Below are 21,774 nucleotides of genomic sequence, written 5' to 3'. Positions count from 1 at the left end.
CTTTTAGCCGCCATTGTTGTTTTAGTGCAATTTTAAATTCCATAGTACATTGGGCGTTTATCTTAAAAAGCTTAAACCAGTAAACAACAGGGTAGTTAAATTTCAAAGCCAAGCCAAATGCTTAACTAAATTCAAAATAAATTTATACTTTTGCCCCTCTAATTTTGTGCAGCCACAGGGCTATATTTTCAAAAAATGATTAATTAATACCAGGTAAAAAAGATGAATATATCACAGGAAAAAATTGATAACCTGAATACAGTTGTTAAAATCAACATCCACCCGGAAGATTACCAGCCACGTGTTGAAAAAGCAATGAAAGACCAGGCTAAGAAAGCGAAATTACCAGGCTTCCGCCCGGGTATGGTTCCGGTTGGTCACATAAAAAAAATGTACGGAAAAAGCATTTTGGTAGATGAGATCAACAACATGCTATCTGATACTTTAAATAAATATTTAGACGAAGAAAAACTTGAAGTATTAGGCCAGCCTTTACCAAAAGTTGACGACAGTAAAGAATACAACTGGGATTTTGCCGATAACTTTGAGTTTAACTACGAAGTTGGTTTGGCCCCACAGTTTGATATCGATTTTTCATCGAAAGATAAATTACAGCAGTACGTAATTAAAGTTGATGACGAGACTTTAGCATCACGTATAAAAAACATTCGCCGTAGCTATGGCAAAATGACAAATCCTGACGTATCGGCAGATGATGACGTGCTTTATTCTGAATTAACGCAACTTTCTCCGGATGGTTCTGTTTTTGAAGGAGGCATAAGCAATATCGCATCTGTACGTTTAGACCAGATCAAGGATGAGAAAATTAAAAAATCTCTATTAGGTTTGAAAAAAAGCGACGAGCTGGTATTTGACATCAATGCGGCTTTTGATAACGATACAGCTAAGGTTGCCGGTTTATTGAAAATTGAAGAAGATGAAGCAGCTGATTTAAAATCGAACTTCAAACTAACGATAAAAAACATTAATCGTTTAGAAGAAGGCGACTTGAACCAGGAGTTCTTTGATAAAATATTTGGTGAAGGTGTTGTTACCGACGAAGCAGGTTTCAAAGCTAAAATTACCGAAGAGTTAGAAATGATGATGACCCAGGATGCTGACCGCAAACTGCAGGACGAAATTTACAGTTACAGCGTTAATAAAGTAGATTTTGAACTACCCGATGCATTTTTAAAACGTTGGTTAAAAGCTACAAACGAAAAGCTTACCGGGGAAGAACTGGAAGGTGGCTACAACGATTTTGCAAAAAATCTTAAATGGACACTTATCGAAAATAAATTGATGAAGGATAACAACATCGATATTAAATACGAGGAAGTGTTTGAATTTGCAAAAGGCAGTTTAGACCAGCAGTTTCGTATGTACAGCCCACAGGCATTAACAGAAGAACAGTTAGGCCAGTACACTGTACAATACCTTCAAAATAAAGAAAATGCTAACAAGGTATTTGAGCAAGTAAAAGCGCTTAAGGTGTTTGATTACATTAAGAGTGTTATTACGCTTGATAATAAAGAGATCCTGTTCTCTGATTTTAACAAGCTTACTGCATAAACAGTAAAGTTCAAATAACATAATTTATTAAAAGCATTTGCCTTAAAGCAAGTGCTTTTGTGTTATAAGCCCCACCCAAACCCTCCCCGGCAGGGAAGGTTTAGATTTTTTTAAGTCTCCCCTTCCGGGGGAGATTTAAAGGGGGCGGGCGGGGCTAATTTTTTTACTTTCAAAAAACTTAATAGTATAAAATCTATTCAACTAAAAACTATATTTATTGCGGGTAAACGCCCGCTCTACAAAAACTAAAATAACATACACATGAACAGTAATCCAGATAAAAACGAATTCAGAAAATATGCTGTTAAACATCACCGCATCAGCAGTACTTATGTAGACAGGTTTATTGGCGGTGTAAACCGTAACAGTATGCCAACAGGTATTGTAACCCCGCCAATGGGTTATACGCCTTATATTATAGAAGAGCGCCAATTAAACATTTCGCAGTTAGACGTGTTTTCGCGTTTAATGATGGACCGTATCATTTTCCTGGGCGATCCTATTTACGACCAAAACGCTAACGTTATCCAAGCACAATTGTTATTCCTGCAATCTGCCGATGCAAAACGCGATATCCAGCTTTACATTAACTCACCGGGTGGTTCGGTTTATGCAGGTTTAGGTATTTATGATACTATGCAATTGATCTCAAACGATGTGGCTACTATCTGTACAGGTATGGCAGCATCAATGGGTGCGGTATTATTATGCGCCGGTGCAGAAGGCAAACGTGCCGCGTTACCACACTCACGGGTAATGATCCACCAGCCATCAGGCGGTGCACAGGGCCAGCAATCTGACATAGAGATCTCTTACCACGAGATCACTAAATTGAAAAAAGAATTATACCAGATCATTGCTGACCACAGCGGTGCATCATACGACAAAGTTTACTCGGCATCAGACCGTGATTATTGGATGATTGCCGAAGAAGCCAAAGAATTTGGTATGATAGACGAAATATTAAAAGGGAATAAAACAAAAGCAAAATAAATTTATTAGTAGTGATAATTGATCAGGCTGAGTTTTCGGAAGGTATTATACCAGTCAAGCAATTAGCTTGATCATTACTTACTTAAAATTGGTTTATACGAAGCCAAATTCCTATTTTTGATTAAAGCATACAAAAGATGAATAAGAACAGCAAGGAGATCAGGTGCTCGTTTTGTGGCGCCGGCAAGCAGGATTCCCTGATGCTGATTGCCGGTTTGGACGCGCACATTTGTGATAAATGTGTAGACCAGGCAAACGAGATACTGGCAGAAGAATTAAAGGTGCGCAAAGTAAAAGCGGCACCGGCAATACCTTCTATGCTTAAACCAGCCGAAATAAAAGCCCACCTCGACCAATACATCATAGGCCAGGACGATGCCAAAAAGGTATTGTCGGTAGCTGTATATAACCACTACAAAAGGTTAAACCAGCGTATTGATAAGGATGAGGTAGAGATCGAAAAATCGAACATCATTATGGTGGGCGAAACCGGTACAGGTAAAACTCTGCTGGCTAAAACGCTTGCAAAAGTACTTAATGTTCCGTTTTGTATTTGTGATGCTACGGTATTAACAGAGGCTGGTTACGTAGGCGAAGACGTGGAAAGCATCCTTACCCGTTTACTGCAGTCTGCAGATTACGACGTGAATACTGCCGAGCGTGGTATAGTATATATTGATGAGGTTGATAAAATTGCCCGCAAAAGCGATAACGCGTCCATCACCCGTGATGTAAGCGGCGAAGGTGTGCAACAGGCTTTATTGAAGATCTTAGAGGGTACAATGGTTAACGTACCACCACAAGGTGGCCGTAAGCACCCGGATCAAAAAATGATAACGGTAAATACCAATAACATCTTGTTCATTTGCGGTGGCGCTTTTGATAGCATCGAGAAAAAGATAGCTAACCGCTTGCGTACCCAAACAGTTGGTTACAAAATGAAACGCGACGACAACGAGATAGATATGAAGAACCTGTATAAGTATATTACTCCGCAGGATCTAAAATCGTTTGGTTTAATACCCGAGCTGATAGGCCGTTTACCGGTATTAACTTATCTGAACCCGCTTGATCGCGAAGCATTGCATAATATATTGACCGAGCCTAAAAACTCGTTACTTAAACAGTACAAAAAACTGTTTGAATATGAAGGTGTAAAGCTTGATTTTGATACTGATGTGCTTGATTTTATTGTAGATAAAGCAATGGAATTTAAACTTGGCGCGCGTGGATTACGCTCAATATGTGAGGCTATCATGATTGATGCGATGTTCGAATTCCCGTCCAAAAAAGATGTGAAGCGTTTGAACGTAACTTTAGCGTACGCGAGAGACAAATTTGAAAAGAGCGACCTTAAAAAGTTAAAGGTAGCTTAACATTTATTTGATAGTATAAGATTATTTTCGTACATTACATATTAACCCTGGTGACATGCACCGGGGTTTGCTGTATAAAAAGGTTTTATAACCTTAAATTATATACACATACACACAAAAAAGAGGAAAAAAAAAGATGAACGAAGAATTAGACGTAAAAAAAGACGAAAACACAAACCCCGCAAAGAAAATTAAAGAAGTTTCTACTCCGATAAAATCGGGCTTAAAAACTAAAGAAGCCATAGTGGCCAACTGGCTGCCGCGATATACCGGCCGCCCGCTTGATGCCTTTGGCGAATATATCATCCTGACCAATTTCTCCAAATACTTGCAGCTATTTTCTGAATGGCATAATAATGAGCCTATTATGGGTTTGGATAAACCAATGCAAAGCGTAACAGCCGATGGTATCACTATTATCAACTTTGGAATGGGGAGCTCGGTAGCCGCCACGGTAATGGATCTTCTGACAGCTATTCACCCTAAAGCGGTAATATTTTTAGGTAAGTGCGGCGGCTTAAAAAAGAAGAATAACGTAGGAGATCTGATCCTGCCAATAGCCGCTATAAGGGGCGAGGGTACATCAAACGATTATTTACCTGCAGAAGTGCCTGCACTGCCTGCATTTGCCCTTCAAAAGGCAATTTCCACCACCATTCGCGACCAGGCACGCGATTACTGGACTGGCACCTGTTACACCACCAACCGTCGCGTTTGGGAGCATGATAAAGAGTTTAAAAAGTATTTAAAAAGCCTGCGCGCCATGGCGGTAGATATGGAAACAGCCACCATCTTTACCACCGGGTTCGCCAACAAGATCCCGACCGGAGCATTACTGCTGGTATCAGATCAGCCGATGATCCCGGAGGGCGTAAAGACCGCCGAGAGCGACAGCAACGTAACTACTCAATATGTAGAAACCCACCTGCGGGTAGGTATCGAATCGTTAAAGCAACTGATAAACGGTGGCTTGACGGTTAAGCACCTGAAGTTTTAGGGGTTAGTGAGTGGTTGATCAAGTGAATGGTGAGTGGTTTGAACCTTTTTGAAATCTATGTCAAATACTCACTTAATCAACCACTCACTATTCACCATTAATTGCTAATTTTGATGCCTATCCTGTTAAGTATACAGGGTTAGTAGGTTTTATAATATGTGGTACAACAATATACTCGAAACTGTAGGCAACACGCCGATGGTTAAGCTTAATAAGATAGCAAAGGACATCCCTGCTACCGTTTTAGCTAAAATAGAAACAACCAACCCCGGCAACTCTATTAAGGACCGTATGGCCCTTAAAATGATAGAAGACGCCGAGAAAAGCGGTAAACTTAAACCCGGAGGTACCATAATCGAAGGCACATCGGGCAATACCGGCATGGGCTTGGCTATCGCGGCGGTAATAAAAGGCTATAAATGTATTTTTACCAGTACCGATAAACAATCGAAAGAAAAGTTTGATGCCCTGCGCGCTTTCGGTGCCGAGGTTATTGTTTGCCCTACCAATGTAGAGCCGGAAGATCCAAGATCTTATTATTCGGTATCATCCCGTTTGGAGCGCGAGGTACCTAATTCATGGAAACCAAACCAGTACGATAACAAGAGTAATTCGCAGGCGCATTATGAAAGCACCGGGCCCGAGATATGGGAACAAACCGAAGGTAAAATAACCCACCTTATTGCAGGTGTTGGTACCGGCGGAACCATTAGCGGTACGGCCCGTTACCTCAAAGAAAAGAACCCTGCTATCAAGGTTTTAGGTATTGATACTTATGGCTCGGTATTTAAAAAATATAAGGAAACAGGCGAGTTTGATAAGAACGAGATCTACCCTTATATCACCGAAGGTATTGGCGAAGATTTCCTGCCGCAGAATGTTGATTTTAGCCTGATAGACCACTTCGAAAAAGTAAGCGATAAAGATGCTGCCCTGATGACCCGCGAAATTACCCGCAAAGAAGGCATTTTTGCAGGTAACTCAACCGGTTCTGCTGTCGCGGGATTATTGCAGATGAAGGACATGTTTAAAGAAGGTGATGTAGTGGTGATCATCTTCCCTGATCATGGTACCCGCTACCTGGGCAAAATGTATAACGACGATTGGTTGCGCGACCGCGGCTTTATCAAAGAAGAAAAGCTAACCGCACGCCATATCATCAGCAAAAAGGAAAATCAGGAGATCGTTACCATCGATTGTGAAAAAACTGTTTTGGAGGCTATCAATACCATCAAATCACTTAACATCAGCCAGATCCCGGTTACTCAAAAAGGTATGGTGATCGGCAAAATTACCGAAAGCGATATACTGGATTCGCTGATAGAGAACCCGAGCATCAAATCGCAACCCGTAAAAAATATCTCAACCGCGCCATTCCCTTTTATCGACCTGAATACTTCTATCGATAAAATTTCGGGCATGATCAATAAGGATAATATTGCGGTATTGGTTGAGGATGATAATGGTAAAATAGAGATCATCACCCAGTACGATATCATTAACGCGATATCGGCTTAACAGGCTGAATCAAAAGATATACAGAGAGACGCGATACTTCGCGTCTTTTTTTGTTTATATCAATTTTTTACCCTATTAAACATAGTGCTGATCAGATAACTTCACTCATTCAAAACAAGAGCCCTGTAATTTTAATTTGTCCTTATCGCCTCTACCGGGTCAAGCCTTGAAGCAAACCAAGCGGGAACGATGCCAGATATAATACCGATGGCAACCGAGATACCGATACCAAATATGATGTTGCCCATATCAAGCACCACTTCAATACCTGATGCTGCTTTAACACCGAGGGTACCCAAATACACCAGTAACAGGCCTATAACCCCTCCCATCAGGCATAATGATATGGCTTCTATCAAAAATTGAAGCAGGATGAAGTAATTTTTTGCCCCTAATGATTTTTGGATGCCAATGATATTGGTACGCTCTTTAACCGATACAAACATGATATTGGCTATACCAAAACCACCTACCAGTATAGAGAACCCTCCAATGATGGCGCCGGCTATATTTACAATACCAAATAATTGGTCGAGCTGGTTGGTAAGGATGGTTGATTTATTAAGCGAAAAGTCGTCTTCGCCACCGGGGCGGATACTGTGGATAGAACGCATTAAACCGCGGACTTCACTTTCTACCTCTATGTCGCCCAGTTTATCCTGTCCGCGCACAACTATCTGCGGGTTATATTTCTCGTTCTCAATGTCGATAACGTTTTTGGCGAAGTTTAGCGGCAGCAAGATCTGGTTATCGCTGGTGATGCCTAATATATCTTTACCCTCTTTGGCAAAAACACCAATAATGGTAACCTTACGGCCCATAATTTTTATTTGCTTGCCCACACCCGTACCTCCCGGGAAAAGCGCGTCGGCAATATCAGCGCCAATAATGGTAACCGGTGCGCCCGTGCGCGATTCGATATCGGTAAAGTATCTGCCATCCTGAAAATCAAAATTCCACGTTTTATCATGATCGTGCGATACGGCATCTATCTGCGCGCCATCAACCGTATTACTTAGGTATTTGACGGTGCGGTTATCAATGCTTATTTCGTAGGAAAGGGCTTTTGCGGTTTGGCTACGGCGACTTAACTGGTCAAAATCTCGCAGTTTAGGTACCGGGCGCTGCATATATTTCCACCAGGGAAAGTTATCATCCCCTACCCATGGCCATTTTTGCACGTAAATACTGTTACTGCCCAGCTTATTAACGCTTTTTTGCAGGTTATTCCGCAACGTGTCAACTGCCGAAAATACCGCTATAATGGTAAAAATACCAATGGTTACGCCCAATAATGATAGCATGGTACGCAGCTTATTTTGCCTAAGAGCATCGTACGCAAACAAAAAACTTTCGCGGATAAGTTTAAGTAATATCATATCGTTATTTTGATCTAACCGGGTGATTGATTCGCTTTGTTTAAAACAGTATTTGTTAGACGGTGTTAAACTATTTAAGTTACAGTAATTTTCACTTTTACTGTTAACTATTTAGCTGTATCAAAAAAGGGTGGTAAATAACAAATATTCCGTACATTTGCGCCCTGAAAATTCATATATATAAGCATGAAATTATCTCAATTTAAATTCAATTTACCCGAATCATTAATTGCTCATTCTCCGTCAGATATCCGCGACGAATCACGTTTGATGGTCCTACACCGCGATTCTGGCACAATTGAGCATAAAATATTTAAGGATGTATTGGATTATTTTGATGACCAGGATGTAATGATCCTGAACAACACCAAAGTATTCCCGGCGCGTATGTATGGTAACAAAGAAAAAACCGGCGCTACCATCGAAGTATTTTTGCTTCGCGAATTAAATAAAGAATTACGCCTTTGGGATGTATTAGTTGACCCCGCCCGTAAAATACGCGTTGGTAACAAACTATACTTTGGCGACGACGACCTGCTTATTGCCGAGGTTGTAGATAACACCACATCACGTGGGCGTACCATCCGTTTTCTTTTTGACGGTACCGACGAAGAGTTTCGCCGCAATGTGGAGATCCTGGGTGAAACACCACTTCCAAAATACATAAAACGCAAGGCTACTGCCGACGATAAAGAGCGTTACCAAACCATATTTGCCAAGCACGAAGGCGCTGTTGCAGCCCCTACCGCCGGCTTACACTTTAGCCGCGAGCTAATGAAACGCCTTGAATTAAAAGGTGTTGAATTTGCCGAGGTTACCCTGCACGTTGGTTTAGGCACCTTCCGCCCGGTTGAGGTGGAGGATCTGACCAAACACAAAATGGATTCTGAGCAATTCATTATTGAAGATAACCAAGCAAGAATAGTTAACCGTGGTATCGAAAGAAAAAAACAGATTTGCGCGGTTGGTACAACATCTATGCGTGCAGTTGAATCGGCAGTATCTGCAGGTAAGATCTTGAAACCCGCAAACGACTGGACCAGCAAATTCATTTTCCCGCCGTACGAATTTAGTATCGCAAATACCATGATTACCAACTTCCACACACCCGAATCAACTTTGTTGATGATGGTTGCAGCATTTGGCGGTTACGACCATGTAATGAACGCCTACGAAGTAGCGGTTAAAGAAAAATACCGTTTCTACAGCTATGGCGACGCGATGCTGATTATTTAAGCTTCGCTGAGATATGAGATTTGAGATATGAGACGGAAGTTCATATCTCATTTTTGTTTTATAGCTTTGGCTTATCAATAATTGTACATGCCCGGTCTCATTTCTCAAATCTCATTTCTCAAATCTACCTATGCAGTCATCGTCGCCGGTGGTTCGGGCAGCAGGATGCAGTCGGTATTGCCCAAGCAATTTATTGAGCTTTGTGGCGAGCCGGTTTTGATGCACACCATCAGGGCGTTTAAGCAAAGCCATTCATCGCCAAAAATCATCTTAGCGTTGCATGCAGGCTATCACGGGCTTTGGGCCGAACTTTGCAACAAACATAATTTCACTATCCCCCATACCGTAATTACCGGTGGCGAAACCCGGTTCCATTCCGTAAAAAATGCTATTGATACAATTGACGGTGAGGATGCCCTGATTGCCTTGCATGACGCCGTGCGGCCGCTTGTAAGCACTGCAATTATCGACGAAGCTTACCGATGCGCTTTTAAGGATGGCACCGCCGTAACAGCCGTAAAAAGCCGCGATTCGATAAGGCAGGTGGTTGATAGAAGATCTACCAGTTTAAACCGTGATAACATCTACCTGGTACAAACCCCGCAAACATTTCAATTAGCTTTATTAAAGAAAGCTTACGAGCAGCCATACACCGATAATTTTACCGATGATGCATCGGTTGTAGAAAAAAGCGGCGTTGCCATAACGCTGATAGAAGGTAGTTACAGCAATATCAAAATTACTTTCCCCGAGGATATTACCATTGCAGAAGCACTTATAAATAAAAAAGCCACCATCCGTTAATAACGTATGGTGGCTGTAAATATATCTGATAAAATTATCAGGCCCTTCTGATCACGCCAAGTAATAAAGCGATGATTGCTATTACCAGTAAAATGTGAATTAAGCCGCCCGCGTGATTTACAAAGAATCCAAAGATCCATCCTATTACCAAAATAACTGCGATGATGTACAATAAGCCTCTCATAATGTTGTGTGTTTAGTTAAATGTTTAAGTATATGTAAATAATAAACCAACGTTATTATAAAAAGTTTTGGCATAAAAGAGGCCGGCATATACCGGGTTTATATTTTTATCGCTTTTACTAAGCCCTCCTGATCACGCCTAATATTACAGCGATAATTGCTATAACCAATAAAACATGAATAATGCTGCCACCAAATGGTGATATAAATGCTCCAAAGATCCAGGCTATTACAAGAACTACAGCGATAAGGTACAATAAGCTTCTCATGGCAAAATGTTTTTTCTATTGTTTAAATAAATGTATTTATAACATCTATACCAAAATCATTCCAAAAAGAGGTGTAAACAAAAAAAGCCCTGCATGCAGGGCTTCTAAATTACTTAACCGGGGGCGCGTTAGTACTCGTCCTCGTTAAAAAAGAAGTCGTCTTTGGTAGGGTAATCCGGCCAGATTTCCTCTATATTTTCATACGGTTCACCATCATCTTCAAGTGCCTGCAGGTTCTCTATAACCTCTACAGGCGCTCCCGAACGTATGGCGTAATCTATTAATTCGTCTTTCGTGGCAGGCCATGGCGCATCTTCAAGGTGCGATGCTAATTCAAGTGTCCAATACATCTTTTTATGTTAAATGGTAAATTTTGCTTTTTCGCAAAAGTATAATATTTTTAAAATGATTATCAATATTTTTTGTAATTTTTTTACATACGCGGGATCCATTGATTTTCAGAGATTTTATCAGCGTATCCAACCATCCTTGCTAAAGTGAATAAGTAATCGCTCAACCTGTTCAGATAAATATTCACTTTCTCATCCACGGTGCTTTCTTCGGCCAAATGTACGCTCAACCTTTCGGCACGGCGGCATACGCAGCGCGCTATGTGGCAGTAAGATATGGTATTATTACCGCCTGGCAAAATAAAGTGGCGCAGTTGGGGCAGGGTTTCGTTCATGCGATCCATTTCTTTCTCCAGCAGCTCAATATCTTCGGGGTAAAGGTCCGGTATAACCATTTTAGATTTTTCAGGATCAGCCGCCAATGACGAGCCTATGGTGAACAACCTGTCCTGTATTTGTTTCAGGACGTCCTTATCGTAGTCGGTAATTTGCTGGTCGCGGATGAGGCCGATGTACGAGTTAAGTTCATCTACAGTTCCGTAGCTTTCTATCCGTAAGTGGTGCTTGGGCACTCGGGTACCGCCAATTAACGATGTATAGCCCTTATCCCCTGTTTTGGTGTATATCTTCATAACTACAATAGCAATTTAATAATTTTAACAGCGTTTTAACATATTGTGCTAAACTTGTAGAGTATTATATTGTTCAAATATATTATTTTGAAACTATGAAACCCATAATATCATCGGCCAAAGTGTCGCTTATCTGTTTAATTACAGTTGCATTACTAAGCTTTAAATGCAGCAACGGCAGTGCAAAAAAAAACGTTGTCGAAACGCCAAAATCAAAGGCGGATTTTGCCACCTTTTTAACCGAAAAACAGTTTAACGCCCTGTTTCCCCAGCGCGACAAATTTTATACCTATAAAGCCTTTGTGCAGGCCGTTAACCAACTTGCGCAAATAAAGGTGCAGGTTACCCGCAGGGCGGTATCGGTATACCAATTCATTCGTACCGATAAAACCACCGGCAAGGCCACCACCGTGCGCCAGGACGGCGACTGGAACGAAGCCTGGGCCAAAATGAAACCCGATAGTGTTTACACCGTAGATTATGGAAACTTTTGTGCAGAAAAAGACGCGGCCGGTAACAAACGCGAACTGGCAGCCTTTTTTGCCCAAATAGCGCACGAAACCCGCCACGGCCAAAACGAAAGCTATACCGATGGACTAATGCTGATCCACGAAGATAATACCTCGTTAAATTACGTTAGCGATAGCGACGAGTACCCGCCCGTTAAAGGACAAAAATATTATGGCCGCGGGCCGATGCAGATCAGTTATAACGGCAATTACGGCTATGCATCCGACTGTATTTTTGGAGACAGGCACGTATTGCTTAACAACCCTGCCTTAATAGAAACGGACCCGGTTGTTGCATTTAAAACGGCTATTTATTTTTGGATGACGCCCGAAACCCACAAACCATCGGCACATGATGTTATGATAGGCAAATGGCAGCCAAATACCGTAGACAAAGCCAAAGGCCGTACACCAGGTTTTGGCATGACCATCCTGATTGTTAATGGCGAACTTGAATGCAATAAAGGTGAAGATAACTACAGCATGAAAGACCGTGTTGGCTTTTACCAGTTCTTCCTAAAAAAATTGGGGGTAACCGATGATAACTGCGCATGTAGCTGTGGCAAAATGGAGCCGTATAAGTGATAAAGAATTTAAATAATTGCCGTTCAAGCGTCCGCGCTTGAGTTGGCGAGTTATTAAAATTGATATTAGCTTTCATTACTGTCCGATAAAAATCGGGTTGAATAAAAGTAAACGGTTTTTGATATACTTGGGGTATAATTTGTGAATTGCAAAAGTGCCCCCTACCCATCAAATATAGAGACCTGCGTGGCAGGTTTTTTCCTTTATCCTGGTTACAAAGTGTACCTGTTCTGTTGTCCATTTAGCGTACTGCTGATAATCAACATATGCACGGTCAAAAACAATATAAAAAGCGGGAGGGCTCAGGCCTTCCCGCTAAATTTTCGTTTTATCAAACAACAATGATTAGCTTTATTTCATTAAACCCACACAATGAAAAAGCTATTGTTTTTGATAATTGTAAGTTTACAATTCATTACCGCTTTTGCACAAACTGAAGCGGAAAAATTCAGGAACGGAAAATTAAACAATCCTTGTCTTTCTCCCATCGAATTAAAAAGCACGCTCATACACTACGACTACTCAAAATTATTTATCGTTACAAATAATGCTTTTGTCTACGGTTTTATCGGCAATAGTTTTCAGCGCATCCGTATAAAGATCATCTCGGTAACAAAAGATAAGTTTTTGCCGGATACCTACAACCTTTATGGTAAATCGATGGTTAAAACAAACATCGATGAATTTCGCGGCACGCTTAAAATAACAAATATCCATAAGTACAAGCAAACTTCGTACGGGGTAGATGATGAGCTTAAAGGCAAAGGCATCAAAGGCGAATATTTATTGATTGGCGCCTATAATTTTGCTGAGCCTACAAAACAAGAACATGCAGGAGTATTTAAGGGGATTTTTAGTTCAGGATTTTATATCGATAAAAACAATGTAGTTAACTATGATGATATTGATAAGAACGCTGACGGCTATTCAAATAATGAATTTGTAGGTCAATGGATAAGTCACAATAATAAACTGACTAAAAGATGCAATTGGAGCGATTTCCGTATTCCAAACTCGCAAGGGCTTGATGAAGGAACAGGTGAGTTTTCTCCGAATAATAAATATATTTCGGCCGGCTGGCAAAGTTTACGCGATGCTTATCATGACAAATCGGCCATTGCAACAAAAGCCAAACAGGTTGAAAATGCTAAATAATGGAAATAAAATTCCTCTTTTAGCTTGCCAGAATCGATAACTTCCACATTCTTAACTCCAAACAATATTATAAGCCGCTAAGGCAAATGAATTTGTTACCAAACTGTAACATCTGTTATTATCTTTAGTCTGATTTTTTTATGGTAACGAATGGATAAATTTTTATTTGACACAACCGGCCCATCTTCAACCGAAACCGACGATTTTGAAGCCACCAGCCGGGCATTAAAAGAACAATTGCGGATAGAAGTGCCGGGCTATATAGATTTCCAGCTGGAGCAGTTCGAGGTATTAAATCACCACCAGGCGGTAAACATCCGCGATACCTTCGCCATTAAAAATACCTGCGGTGATAGCTACCTGCTATTTGTGGATATGGATACCGAGGATACCCCCCCAAAAGGCCACAAAACCCTAATTACCGAATACCAACCCTGGGCCCTCGCCTACTTAAAGCGCGATTTTGGCAGGGTTTTTATCCGCACCGAAACCATCATTGATAAGATCCGCGAGATCATATTCCCGATAGAGCTCGATTTTAAGGAGGACAAGCCCTTTAGCGACCGCTACTACGTACTAACCGACGATAAACGCAAGGCCGAGTATGCCATGACACAAGAGTTTAGAGATGCCATGATGGCTATCAAAGAAATCGATTTTGTGGTGGAGATTTTCGAGCATACCCTTATCATCGGCAACCGCAAACCCATAACACCCGAGCATACCCTTTACCTTGCCGATTTTGTAGCGAGGCTGGCGGAACTGAAGTGTTAACAGGGGTATTATTTTAATACCGCCGGTAGAATATATTTTTGCATCATTTTATCAACCTGTGGGTGGGCGTAGCCTTCGTTGTAAGCAACTGAGGTCACTACTACAACTAAGGGTACATCTTTGAAAACAAAGATCTTGTTGCCGCCATTGCCGGTGCAGTACCAAGTTTCGTAGGGTTTATTATTGATAGTGTAGGTTTTATTCCAAAACAGATAGCCGTAATAACCGAGGCCAACCACATCGGCAGGTAAAGCCATTTGTTTGGTAAATGATTTTTGAACCCAACTTTTCGGGATCACCTGCTTTCCATTCCATAAACCGTCGTTTTTATAAAGCTGACCAAATTTGGCAAAATCAACAGCACGCAATTTTATGCCACCAGCCGTGTTAGGCACATTTTGAGGCGTATATTGCCATTTATAATTGGTGATGCCTAATGGTTTAAATAGTTTGGCGTCGGCATATTTATCTAAGCCGCCGGGTACTTTCTTATTTAAAATATCGCCCAGTACAACAACGCCGGCTGTAAAATAATGCCAGCTTTTGTAGGCTTTTTTTGAGCTGTCGGTTTTCAGGTCGAGGGCAAATTTTACCCAGTTCTCGGTTGGATACATATTGTTCTCATTGCCCGGCGATTCGTCGTTATTGTCATCAGCATCAAAAACAGAACTCATGGTCAGCATGCTTTTTAGCGTGATGCTATCCTTTTGCGGCGAGTAATTCTTGTAGGCCTTCAAGTCATAAAAATCTTCAAGCGTTTGCAATTCCGATTTAATATACCCATCATTTATGGCTATCCCCATTGTAGCGGCCGCAAACGTTTTACCTACAGAGCGTGGGTCATGTAAAGTATCGCGCCCGCTGCCGTTAAAATATTCTTCTATCAGCAGCTTTCCGTTTTTGATCACCACAATACCGCTTATATTTTTAAACTTGTTTTGCAGGATCTTTTCATTTAAATCGGTTATCAACTTTTTGTTATACGTTTCTGACGAAACAGCCCAGCCACTTTTACGCGCTATTGGCTGTATGGCCTTTTCTTTTACCTTTACGGTTGGGATAATCACTTTTAACTCGCCTTGTGCAATTAGATGGCCCACTTTTAGGTCGGGAATGTTTACATAAGGGCGCAGTTCTATTTTTAGGATATGTGCACCGGTGGTTAAAGCATCTTCACCTCCCCTAACCATAAAGCGGGTAAACATATACCTGCTCCACATGTCCTCATGCAATGTGCTAAGCAACTTTACATTCAAAACGGTACGGCTGTTTTTAAAAAGCGCGTACCCCGCACCCTTATTCAGGTTCTCCTGGTAGATCTGTTTACCATCTACATAAAAGGTAAACTGATAATTACCCTGGTTAAGCTGCTCAACCGTAAGGTTTGGCGCTATTTGGTGCTGATAGTTAGTCAAAGAGTTACCCATAAAAGCCAGCATACTTAGGTTACTTATTGATGTTATCGTCAATTCTTTTAAAATATCTGCATCGGTAAGATTTGCCGCGGGGATAGTATCCTTCAGGAAAATGATGCGGCCAATATTTGCTTTGTGAACGGGAATAGCGATTGGGTTTGCCGGTAAAATATCTACTGTTTGTGCAGATACTTTAACAAACGTGGCGAAAAAACCTAAAACGATAAGTAAGGAATATTTCATGGTGATGGTTCTCATATTTAATTATATCGCAAACTTATCTTAATGCTGCCCGGTAAAATAGAACAGGATTAACATGCATTAAATAAATTGCGGTATACTGTGGGGTTTTGCTGCCCGTAATTTTTAAAGCAGCGTAAAAAATGGCTTTGGTCTGCAAAACCACAGGCCATCGCAATTTCGGTTAACGACAGCCTTTTATCCGGTATCAGCGTAAATGCTTTTGCCACACGCAACGCGCGGATGTATTCGCCAAGGTTACAGTTAAAGTATTTCGAAAAATCCCTGGAAAGATGCACGGGATGCACATTTACCAATGCAGAAAGCCCTGCGAGCGAAAATTTGCAGGCGACATCATCATTTATAATTTCTTTAATTTGCTTTACCCAAGGTGGTGCACTTAACGCGGCATTTTCTTTATCGCCCTGCATTTTTACCAGCACCTGTAGCGTTAAAGCCTGGGCAGCTAAAGGCGTAAGATTGTCGTTAGTTTTGGTTTCTTTAAACAGCTTGTAAAAAAGCAGCCTTATTTGCGGGTTGTTTACAGCGAAGCTGCCTTGTAAATTATCGCGGTATAAATCGAGGCTGTTAAACCATTGCTCGTGAAGTTCGATGTGGAAGCCGCGGGTATAGCCTTTGGGTTTAATGTTATAATGCGGGTCCTGCCAATTATGAAATAGCAGGCTGCCGGCATTGCAGTTGTAAACTTCTTTTTTGTTGCCCTCAGTTACTTTACCATCTAAAATAAAAGTAAAGTAGGCGTTTTCATGGTAGTGCCAGTCTACCTTATCATGGGTATATTCGGTATCGGTAATGGTCGCAAAATCCAGGTGGAGGGTTTGGTTGGTTTGCCCATAAAACCTACCTGTTTTTAGCGTTTCCAAACCGTTATTTTTCTAAGTCGATGCCTACTTTTTCGGGCACGCGCCTGCTAACGGTTTGGATATTCTCGTTCTGATAATCGTTCTCTACCAAACCATCGCGCATGCGCACAATACGGTGGGCATGCATGGCAATATCTTCTTCGTGTGTAACTAATATAATGGTGTTGCCTTTAGCGTGGATATCTTCCAGCAGGCCCATAATTTCTATAGATGTTTTGGTATCCAGGTTACCGGTAGGCTCATCGGCAAGGATAATAGAGGGATCGTTGATTAAGGCGCGGGCTACGGCCACGCGCTGGCGCTGCCCACCGGATAATTCGTTAGGCCTGTGATCGGTACGGTTGCCAAGGCCAACATTTTCGAGTGCAAGGCGGGCGCGTTCATTACGTTTTTCTTTGCTGATGCCGGCGTAAACCAATGGCAGGGCAACATTATCTAAAGCGCTGTTACGTGGTAAAAGGTTAAACGTTTGAAAAACGAAACCAATCTCGGTGTTACGCACTTCGGCAAGGTCATTATCCGTCATGTGGCTTACGTTGATGCCATTAAGGATGTATTCGCCTTTGGTTGGGGTATCCAAACAGCCCAAAATATTCATCAGTGTTGACTTACCGGAACCCGATGGACCCATCAGCGCCACAAATTCGCCTTTATTAATATTTAAGGTTACCGATTTTATAGCGTGGATAATCTCCGAACCAATAACGTATTTACGCCCGATATCTTTAATTATAATAAGTGGTTCGTTCTTTTTGGTAACTGTTGGCATGTTCCGTTTTTGTTACTTTGACAGCAGAGTGATAGGAAATGTTACACGGTAAAAGATAAAAGATTACAAGAAGCAGGAGGCAAAATTTTCTCCTCGTCTTGGCTCTTGTGTCTTTATTTCCTGCCTCTCTTCAATACTACTTTATAACCTTCTCCACCAAAAAATGGCTTTCGTCATGGTCGGGAGCGTTTTCAAGGGCTTCTTCGGTGGTGATTTCTTGTTTTACCACGTCTTCGCGCAGTATGTTTTGCTCGGCGGTCATGTATACCAATGGTTCAACGCCTGTGGTATCTACCTCGTTCAGTTTATCCATAAACCCCAATATCTTGTTCATGTCTTTGATCATGTCCTGCTTTTCGCTGTCGGCCAGTTTAAGGCGGGCCAGGTGGGCAATTTTATCAACTGTTTGTTCATCTATGGTCATGCTCATTAATTTTATTGCTGATGATGGCATACACCTCGTCTCGCAGGGCATCGGCATCATCTATTGTTAAGTGCGCCGTTTCAATCGGCTTATGTACAAATATATCACATACGCCCGGCTTGCTGCCATATTTCTTGCCATCGTCCCAAAAAATCTTCCAGGTATTTAATGATGTTACCGGGATGATAGGTACTTTAAGCTCGATAGCCATCCGGAACGGGCCGTTTTTAAAAGTATGCAGTTGGGGTGGGAACCGGTCCGGTATGGTTGCCTCGGGGAAGATGATCACCGTTACGCCGTTACCCAAACGCTCCATAGCCACTTTAAACGCACGGAAGGATGCTATTTTGCTCTCGCGATTAACCGGGATATCCACCGTACGGAAGAAAAGGCGCGTAACAATACCATTAACTAATTCCTCTTTACCCATAAAACAGCAGTTACTTTTTACCAATATGCTAAGTGCGGTAATATCAAGGTTTGAGGTATGGTTGGGGCAAACGATGTATGTTTTACTCCAGTCGATAGGTTGTTCGAATTGATAGTTGTACCTGACGCCCACACAAAACGAACTTATCAGCCCCCACACACGGCGAACGGCATTCATGTTCTTGTATCTTTCGGCTTTGCGTGAAAAGTAATATAGTGAAGGCCAAAACAGAAAATAGAAAAGCCCAACGCTACCTTGGTAAAGGTATAGGTGCACTTTCTTCAATATCATTTTCATCGCCGTCAAAAATATAAAAAATAGTGACGTTTTAGCCTCCGATAAACGGTGGAGACTTCATGGGTGCTATTAAAACAAACACGCTGTGAATAATCTCCACCGATAGGGAATACTTATTTAAAAAAAAGCCCCTCTCCCCCGGGGAGGGGTTTGGGGTGAGGCCAAAAAATACTTACTTTCGCCCACTATATGGAAACTGTTGTTAGCGGTATACGTTCTACCGGAAATTTGCACCTGGGTAATTACTACGGGGCTATTCAAAACTTCGTTAAAATGCAGGATGAATACAAGTGCTATTTTTTTATAGCCGACCTGCATTCCTTAACCACGCACCCTACCCCTGCCAACCTGCACGGCAACGTTAAACAGGTTTTGGTGGAATATCTGGCGGCAGGCATCGACCCTGAAAAAGCCACCATTTATGTACAAAGCGATGTGCCAGAAGTTACCGAGTTGTACCTGTACCTGAACATGAACGCCTACCAGGGCGAGTTGGAACGCAGTACATCCTTTAAAGATAAAGTACGTGCCAACCCGGATAACGTGAACGCCGGCCTTTTAACCTACCCGGTTTTAATGGCGGCTGATATATTGATCCACAAAGCAACAAAAGTACCTGTTGGTAAAGACCAGGAGCAGCACCTTGAAATGGCGCGCACCTTTGGCAACCGCTTTAACAGGCTTTACAATAACGATTACTTCCCCGAGCCATACGCGTTTAGCATGGGCGAGAGCCTGGTGAAAATACCGGGGCTTGACGGTAAAGGTAAAATGGGCAAAAGCGAAGGCGAAGGCAATGCCATTTTCCTGAGCGACACGCCGGAAGCCATCCGCAAAAAAGTAATGCGCGCGGTTACCGATAGCGGCCCAACCGAGGATAATCAGGCCAAGCCGCAGGAGATCCAAAATCTGTTCGAGCTGATGAAGGTGGTATCCACACCAGACACTATCGCGCACTTCGATAACCTGTACAATACCTGCGCTATCCGCTACGGCGATTTGAAGAAACAGCTTGCCGAAGATATGATCATTGCCACAACGCCTATCCGCGAAAAGATTGCCGACATAGCCAACAATGCACCAATGCTAAGGCAGGTTGCCCGCTATGGTGCTGCAAAGGCACGTGAAAGTGCTGCCAAAACCATTAAAGAAGTAAGAGAAATTATCGGTTTCAGGAATTTTTAGAGCCCTCTCTAATCTCTTCCATAGGGTGAGACTTTAAAATTAAATAAAAAGCCCTCCCTATCGGGGAGGATTTGGGTGGGGCTAATTTGTACTTTCAACTTTTGAATTATACCTTTAGAAAATGCACATAGCTATTGTAGGAAATATAGGCGCCGGTAAAACTACTCTTACCGAGATGTTAGCGAAAAATTACGGATGGGACCCCCTTTACGAGGCGGTTGACAATAACCCCTATCTGGAAGATTTTTATAACGAAATGAAACGCTGGAGCTTTAACCTGCAGATCTATTTCCTCAATAGCCGCTACCGCCAGATCGTAGACATCCAAAAAGGTGGCCGCGATATTATCCAGGACCGTACCATATACGAGGATGCCTACATTTTTGCAGAAAACCTGCACGATATGGGCCTGATGACCACCCGCGATTACGAGAACTACCAAAGCATGTTTGATAACATTACCGAGTTTATCAAACCACCAGACTTGCTGGTATACTTAAAAGCATCTGTACCTACCCTGGTAAATAACATCCAACGCCGCGGCCGCGAGTACGAGATTGGCATCCGGATAGACTACCTATCCAAACTGAACGAAAAATACGACAAGTGGATAAACAGCTACAAGCTGGGCAAACTACTTGTACTGGATAAAGACAACCTGGATTTTGCCAACAATACCGAAGATATGGCCTCTATTGTTGAGAAAATAGAGCGGGAAGTGAACGGGTTGTTTTAGCATTTTGTTGTGTGTCTAAGCTTGTCGAAGGCTCATACACCTTGCTAATGGCTTGACAGGCTCACCATGACAGTTTTCTATCGTTATTATTGCTATCGCAAGCGTCCCGCTTGTGGCCGTACGCATGCTTTCTTAAACTATTTAATGGGGAGTATCATTTTTATAAGCTTGCCCGTGTTATCATACTCAGCTTCAAAAATGAGTTTATGATCTGATGAATATTCCTGCCACCTGCCAAGACGCACTTCGTTGTATTCGTTTTTCCCAATAATACTTGCCGCGGTGGAAAATTGCTTTTCTACAATAACAAAATAATTTAAATGGGCATCATTTAGGGGGGCATATAAGGGTTTTTGATAATTGATATCATTTGCGCCATATTCCTGATTATAAAAACCCTTCCAATTAATAATTTCAACAGCGCTTATTATCTTATTCGAATAAAACTTTTCATCAAAAGGCCATTCCTTAATCGTAGTATCTTTAGCTACATAAAAAGCAATACTATCCTTATTAGTGTAATAAAAATACCGTGACGCATCGGTAGATGACCATTCAAAATTGGGGAAGGCTTTTTCTACGTCTTTTACGGTAGTTTTCCCGGGCTCCGTTTTAAATCCCCTTATATTTCCCGAAAAACCTTTCAGTAACCTTATTTTGGTAATAACGTCCGTGCTATCATTTCCCTGCAACACAATCATGCCCGGTTTTATGGTGTAACCATGGCTTAAAACATTAATCCCCCAGCTACTGCCTTGTAAAGTGGCGTTTATGCTATCTATGTCACCCATATTTAAATCATTCACCTTTACCCGCGACAATTTAAACCCGGTGTTCTTTAAATCGGCAAGGGTGGTGTAACCAGGTGTTATTTTATCTACCGTTAAGCCAGGTAAATAACTACTATTATAAAGCGAATCTTTAGGTTTGAAGGGGAAATGCTGCGCTTCTGCTTTGAATGAACTTAAAACAATAAAAAGTGAGAGTAAAATCCGTGCGTTGATCTTCATGATTCAGGTTTTGTTAAAGATAACATATCGTACATCAAATCTCTAAAAATTG

At 41.7% G+C, this 21,774-nt stretch carries 23 protein-coding genes; 12 read left to right on the top strand and 11 right to left on the bottom strand.

What is annotated here, in order from left to right; all coding sequences use genetic code 11:
- Positions 1 to 222 precede the first annotated feature (222 nt).
- From tig to NAF17_RS02755, 5 genes are all read left to right on the top strand, one after another.
- Complete coding sequence (tig, locus tag NAF17_RS02775) at positions 223 to 1,572, top strand: trigger factor (protein WP_252756453.1); 1,350 nt, start codon at positions 223 to 225, stop codon at positions 1,570 to 1,572.
- 261 nt (positions 1,573 to 1,833) lie between these two features.
- A complete protein-coding gene (locus NAF17_RS02770; protein ID WP_256474407.1) occupies positions 1,834 to 2,565 on the top strand; it encodes an ATP-dependent Clp protease proteolytic subunit in 732 nt (243 codons plus the stop codon).
- A gap of 137 nt (positions 2,566 to 2,702) precedes the next feature.
- Complete coding sequence (gene clpX, locus NAF17_RS02765) at positions 2,703 to 3,941, top strand: ATP-dependent Clp protease ATP-binding subunit ClpX (protein WP_252756452.1); 1,239 nt, start codon at positions 2,703 to 2,705, stop codon at positions 3,939 to 3,941.
- 136 nt (positions 3,942 to 4,077) lie between these two features.
- Positions 4,078 to 4,938, top strand: coding sequence for an AMP nucleosidase (locus NAF17_RS02760; RefSeq protein ID WP_252756451.1), 861 nt, complete (start codon positions 4,078 to 4,080; stop codon positions 4,936 to 4,938).
- 156 nt (positions 4,939 to 5,094) lie between these two features.
- Positions 5,095 to 6,456, top strand: a complete 1,362-nt coding sequence (locus tag NAF17_RS02755) for a pyridoxal-phosphate dependent enzyme (protein ID WP_252756450.1) — start codon at positions 5,095 to 5,097, stop codon at positions 6,454 to 6,456.
- A 131-nt stretch (positions 6,457 to 6,587) separates the two neighbouring features.
- Here NAF17_RS02755 and NAF17_RS02750 read toward each other — a convergent pair whose 3' ends face one another.
- Entirely contained in the window at positions 6,588 to 7,835 is a 1,248-nt protein-coding gene (locus NAF17_RS02750; protein ID WP_252756449.1) for an ABC transporter permease, read from the bottom strand.
- A 186-nt stretch (positions 7,836 to 8,021) separates the two neighbouring features.
- Here NAF17_RS02750 and queA point away from each other — a divergent pair, with 186 nt between their 5' ends.
- Both queA and NAF17_RS02740 read left to right on the top strand, forming a co-directional pair.
- On the top strand, positions 8,022 to 9,071 hold the full coding sequence (gene queA, locus NAF17_RS02745; RefSeq protein WP_252756448.1) for a tRNA preQ1(34) S-adenosylmethionine ribosyltransferase-isomerase QueA: 1,050 nt from the start codon (positions 8,022 to 8,024) through the stop codon (positions 9,069 to 9,071).
- Between the two features lie 87 nt (positions 9,072 to 9,158).
- Positions 9,159 to 9,875 (top strand): 2-C-methyl-D-erythritol 4-phosphate cytidylyltransferase, encoded by a 717-nt coding sequence (locus tag NAF17_RS02740; protein ID WP_252756447.1) that lies wholly within the window; start codon positions 9,159 to 9,161, stop codon positions 9,873 to 9,875.
- 37 nt (positions 9,876 to 9,912) lie between these two features.
- Here the strand turns inward: NAF17_RS02740 and NAF17_RS02735 are convergent, their stop codons facing one another.
- The 4 genes from NAF17_RS02735 to NAF17_RS02720 form a co-directional block, all read right to left on the bottom strand.
- A complete protein-coding gene (locus NAF17_RS02735) occupies positions 9,913 to 10,059 on the bottom strand; it encodes a lmo0937 family membrane protein (protein ID WP_252756446.1) in 147 nt (48 codons plus the stop codon).
- Positions 10,060 to 10,177: 118 nt separating this feature from the next.
- Positions 10,178 to 10,327 (bottom strand): lmo0937 family membrane protein, encoded by a 150-nt coding sequence (locus NAF17_RS02730; RefSeq protein WP_252756445.1) that lies wholly within the window; start codon positions 10,325 to 10,327, stop codon positions 10,178 to 10,180.
- A gap of 128 nt (positions 10,328 to 10,455) precedes the next feature.
- Complete coding sequence (locus NAF17_RS02725; protein WP_002996718.1) at positions 10,456 to 10,677, bottom strand: DUF2795 domain-containing protein; 222 nt, start codon at positions 10,675 to 10,677, stop codon at positions 10,456 to 10,458.
- An 83-nt stretch (positions 10,678 to 10,760) separates the two neighbouring features.
- Positions 10,761 to 11,309, bottom strand: a complete 549-nt coding sequence (locus tag NAF17_RS02720; protein WP_252756444.1) for a cob(I)yrinic acid a,c-diamide adenosyltransferase — start codon at positions 11,307 to 11,309, stop codon at positions 10,761 to 10,763.
- Positions 11,310 to 11,404: 95 nt separating this feature from the next.
- Between NAF17_RS02720 and NAF17_RS02715 the strand changes: the two genes are divergently transcribed.
- From NAF17_RS02715 to NAF17_RS02705, 3 genes are all read left to right on the top strand, one after another.
- Positions 11,405 to 12,403, top strand: coding sequence for a chitinase (locus NAF17_RS02715; RefSeq protein WP_252756443.1), 999 nt, complete (start codon positions 11,405 to 11,407; stop codon positions 12,401 to 12,403).
- Between the two features lie 372 nt (positions 12,404 to 12,775).
- Positions 12,776 to 13,558: a hypothetical protein gene (locus NAF17_RS02710; protein ID WP_252756442.1), complete on the top strand. Its 783-nt coding sequence runs from the start codon at positions 12,776 to 12,778 to the stop codon at positions 13,556 to 13,558.
- Between the two features lie 150 nt (positions 13,559 to 13,708).
- Positions 13,709 to 14,332, top strand: coding sequence for a hypothetical protein (locus NAF17_RS02705; protein ID WP_252756441.1), 624 nt, complete (start codon positions 13,709 to 13,711; stop codon positions 14,330 to 14,332).
- A gap of 8 nt (positions 14,333 to 14,340) precedes the next feature.
- On the opposite strand, the gene NAF17_RS02700 is transcribed toward NAF17_RS02705, so the two are convergent.
- The 5 genes from NAF17_RS02700 to NAF17_RS02680 form a co-directional block, all read right to left on the bottom strand.
- A complete protein-coding gene (locus tag NAF17_RS02700) occupies positions 14,341 to 16,005 on the bottom strand; it encodes a serine hydrolase domain-containing protein (protein ID WP_252756440.1) in 1,665 nt (554 codons plus the stop codon).
- A gap of 53 nt (positions 16,006 to 16,058) precedes the next feature.
- Entirely contained in the window at positions 16,059 to 16,871 is an 813-nt protein-coding gene (locus NAF17_RS02695; RefSeq protein ID WP_252756439.1) for a helix-turn-helix domain-containing protein, read from the bottom strand.
- A 4-nt stretch (positions 16,872 to 16,875) separates the two neighbouring features.
- Positions 16,876 to 17,640: an ABC transporter ATP-binding protein gene (locus tag NAF17_RS02690; protein WP_252756438.1), complete on the bottom strand. Its 765-nt coding sequence runs from the start codon at positions 17,638 to 17,640 to the stop codon at positions 16,876 to 16,878.
- A gap of 136 nt (positions 17,641 to 17,776) precedes the next feature.
- Positions 17,777 to 18,064 carry an Asp-tRNA(Asn)/Glu-tRNA(Gln) amidotransferase subunit GatC gene (gene gatC / locus NAF17_RS02685; protein ID WP_252756437.1) on the bottom strand — a complete coding sequence of 96 codons (288 nt, stop codon included), beginning with the start codon at positions 18,062 to 18,064 and terminating at the stop codon, positions 17,777 to 17,779.
- Complete coding sequence (locus NAF17_RS02680; protein WP_252756436.1) at positions 18,051 to 18,671, bottom strand: lysophospholipid acyltransferase family protein; 621 nt, start codon at positions 18,669 to 18,671, stop codon at positions 18,051 to 18,053. Before NAF17_RS02680 ends, gatC begins: the two co-directional genes overlap by 14 nt.
- 309 nt (positions 18,672 to 18,980) lie before the next feature.
- Here NAF17_RS02680 and trpS point away from each other — a divergent pair, with 309 nt between their 5' ends.
- Together trpS and NAF17_RS02670 are read left to right on the top strand one after the other, a co-directional pair.
- Positions 18,981 to 19,976, top strand: a complete 996-nt coding sequence (gene trpS / locus NAF17_RS02675) for a tryptophan--tRNA ligase (protein WP_252756435.1) — start codon at positions 18,981 to 18,983, stop codon at positions 19,974 to 19,976.
- A gap of 121 nt (positions 19,977 to 20,097) precedes the next feature.
- On the top strand, positions 20,098 to 20,712 hold the full coding sequence (locus NAF17_RS02670) for a deoxynucleoside kinase (protein WP_252756434.1): 615 nt from the start codon (positions 20,098 to 20,100) through the stop codon (positions 20,710 to 20,712).
- Between the two features lie 137 nt (positions 20,713 to 20,849).
- Here the strand turns inward: NAF17_RS02670 and NAF17_RS02665 are convergent, their stop codons facing one another.
- On the bottom strand, positions 20,850 to 21,722 hold the full coding sequence (locus NAF17_RS02665; protein ID WP_252756433.1) for a hypothetical protein: 873 nt from the start codon (positions 21,720 to 21,722) through the stop codon (positions 20,850 to 20,852).
- Between the last annotated feature and the right edge of the window lie 52 nt (positions 21,723 to 21,774).

This window comes from Mucilaginibacter aurantiaciroseus (assembly GCF_024055595.1).
GTDB classification, from domain to species: domain Bacteria; phylum Bacteroidota; class Bacteroidia; order Sphingobacteriales; family Sphingobacteriaceae; genus Mucilaginibacter; species Mucilaginibacter aurantiaciroseus.
Note: the sequence above shows the minus strand (reverse complement) of the source record. Positions and strands in the feature narration are given on the sequence as shown.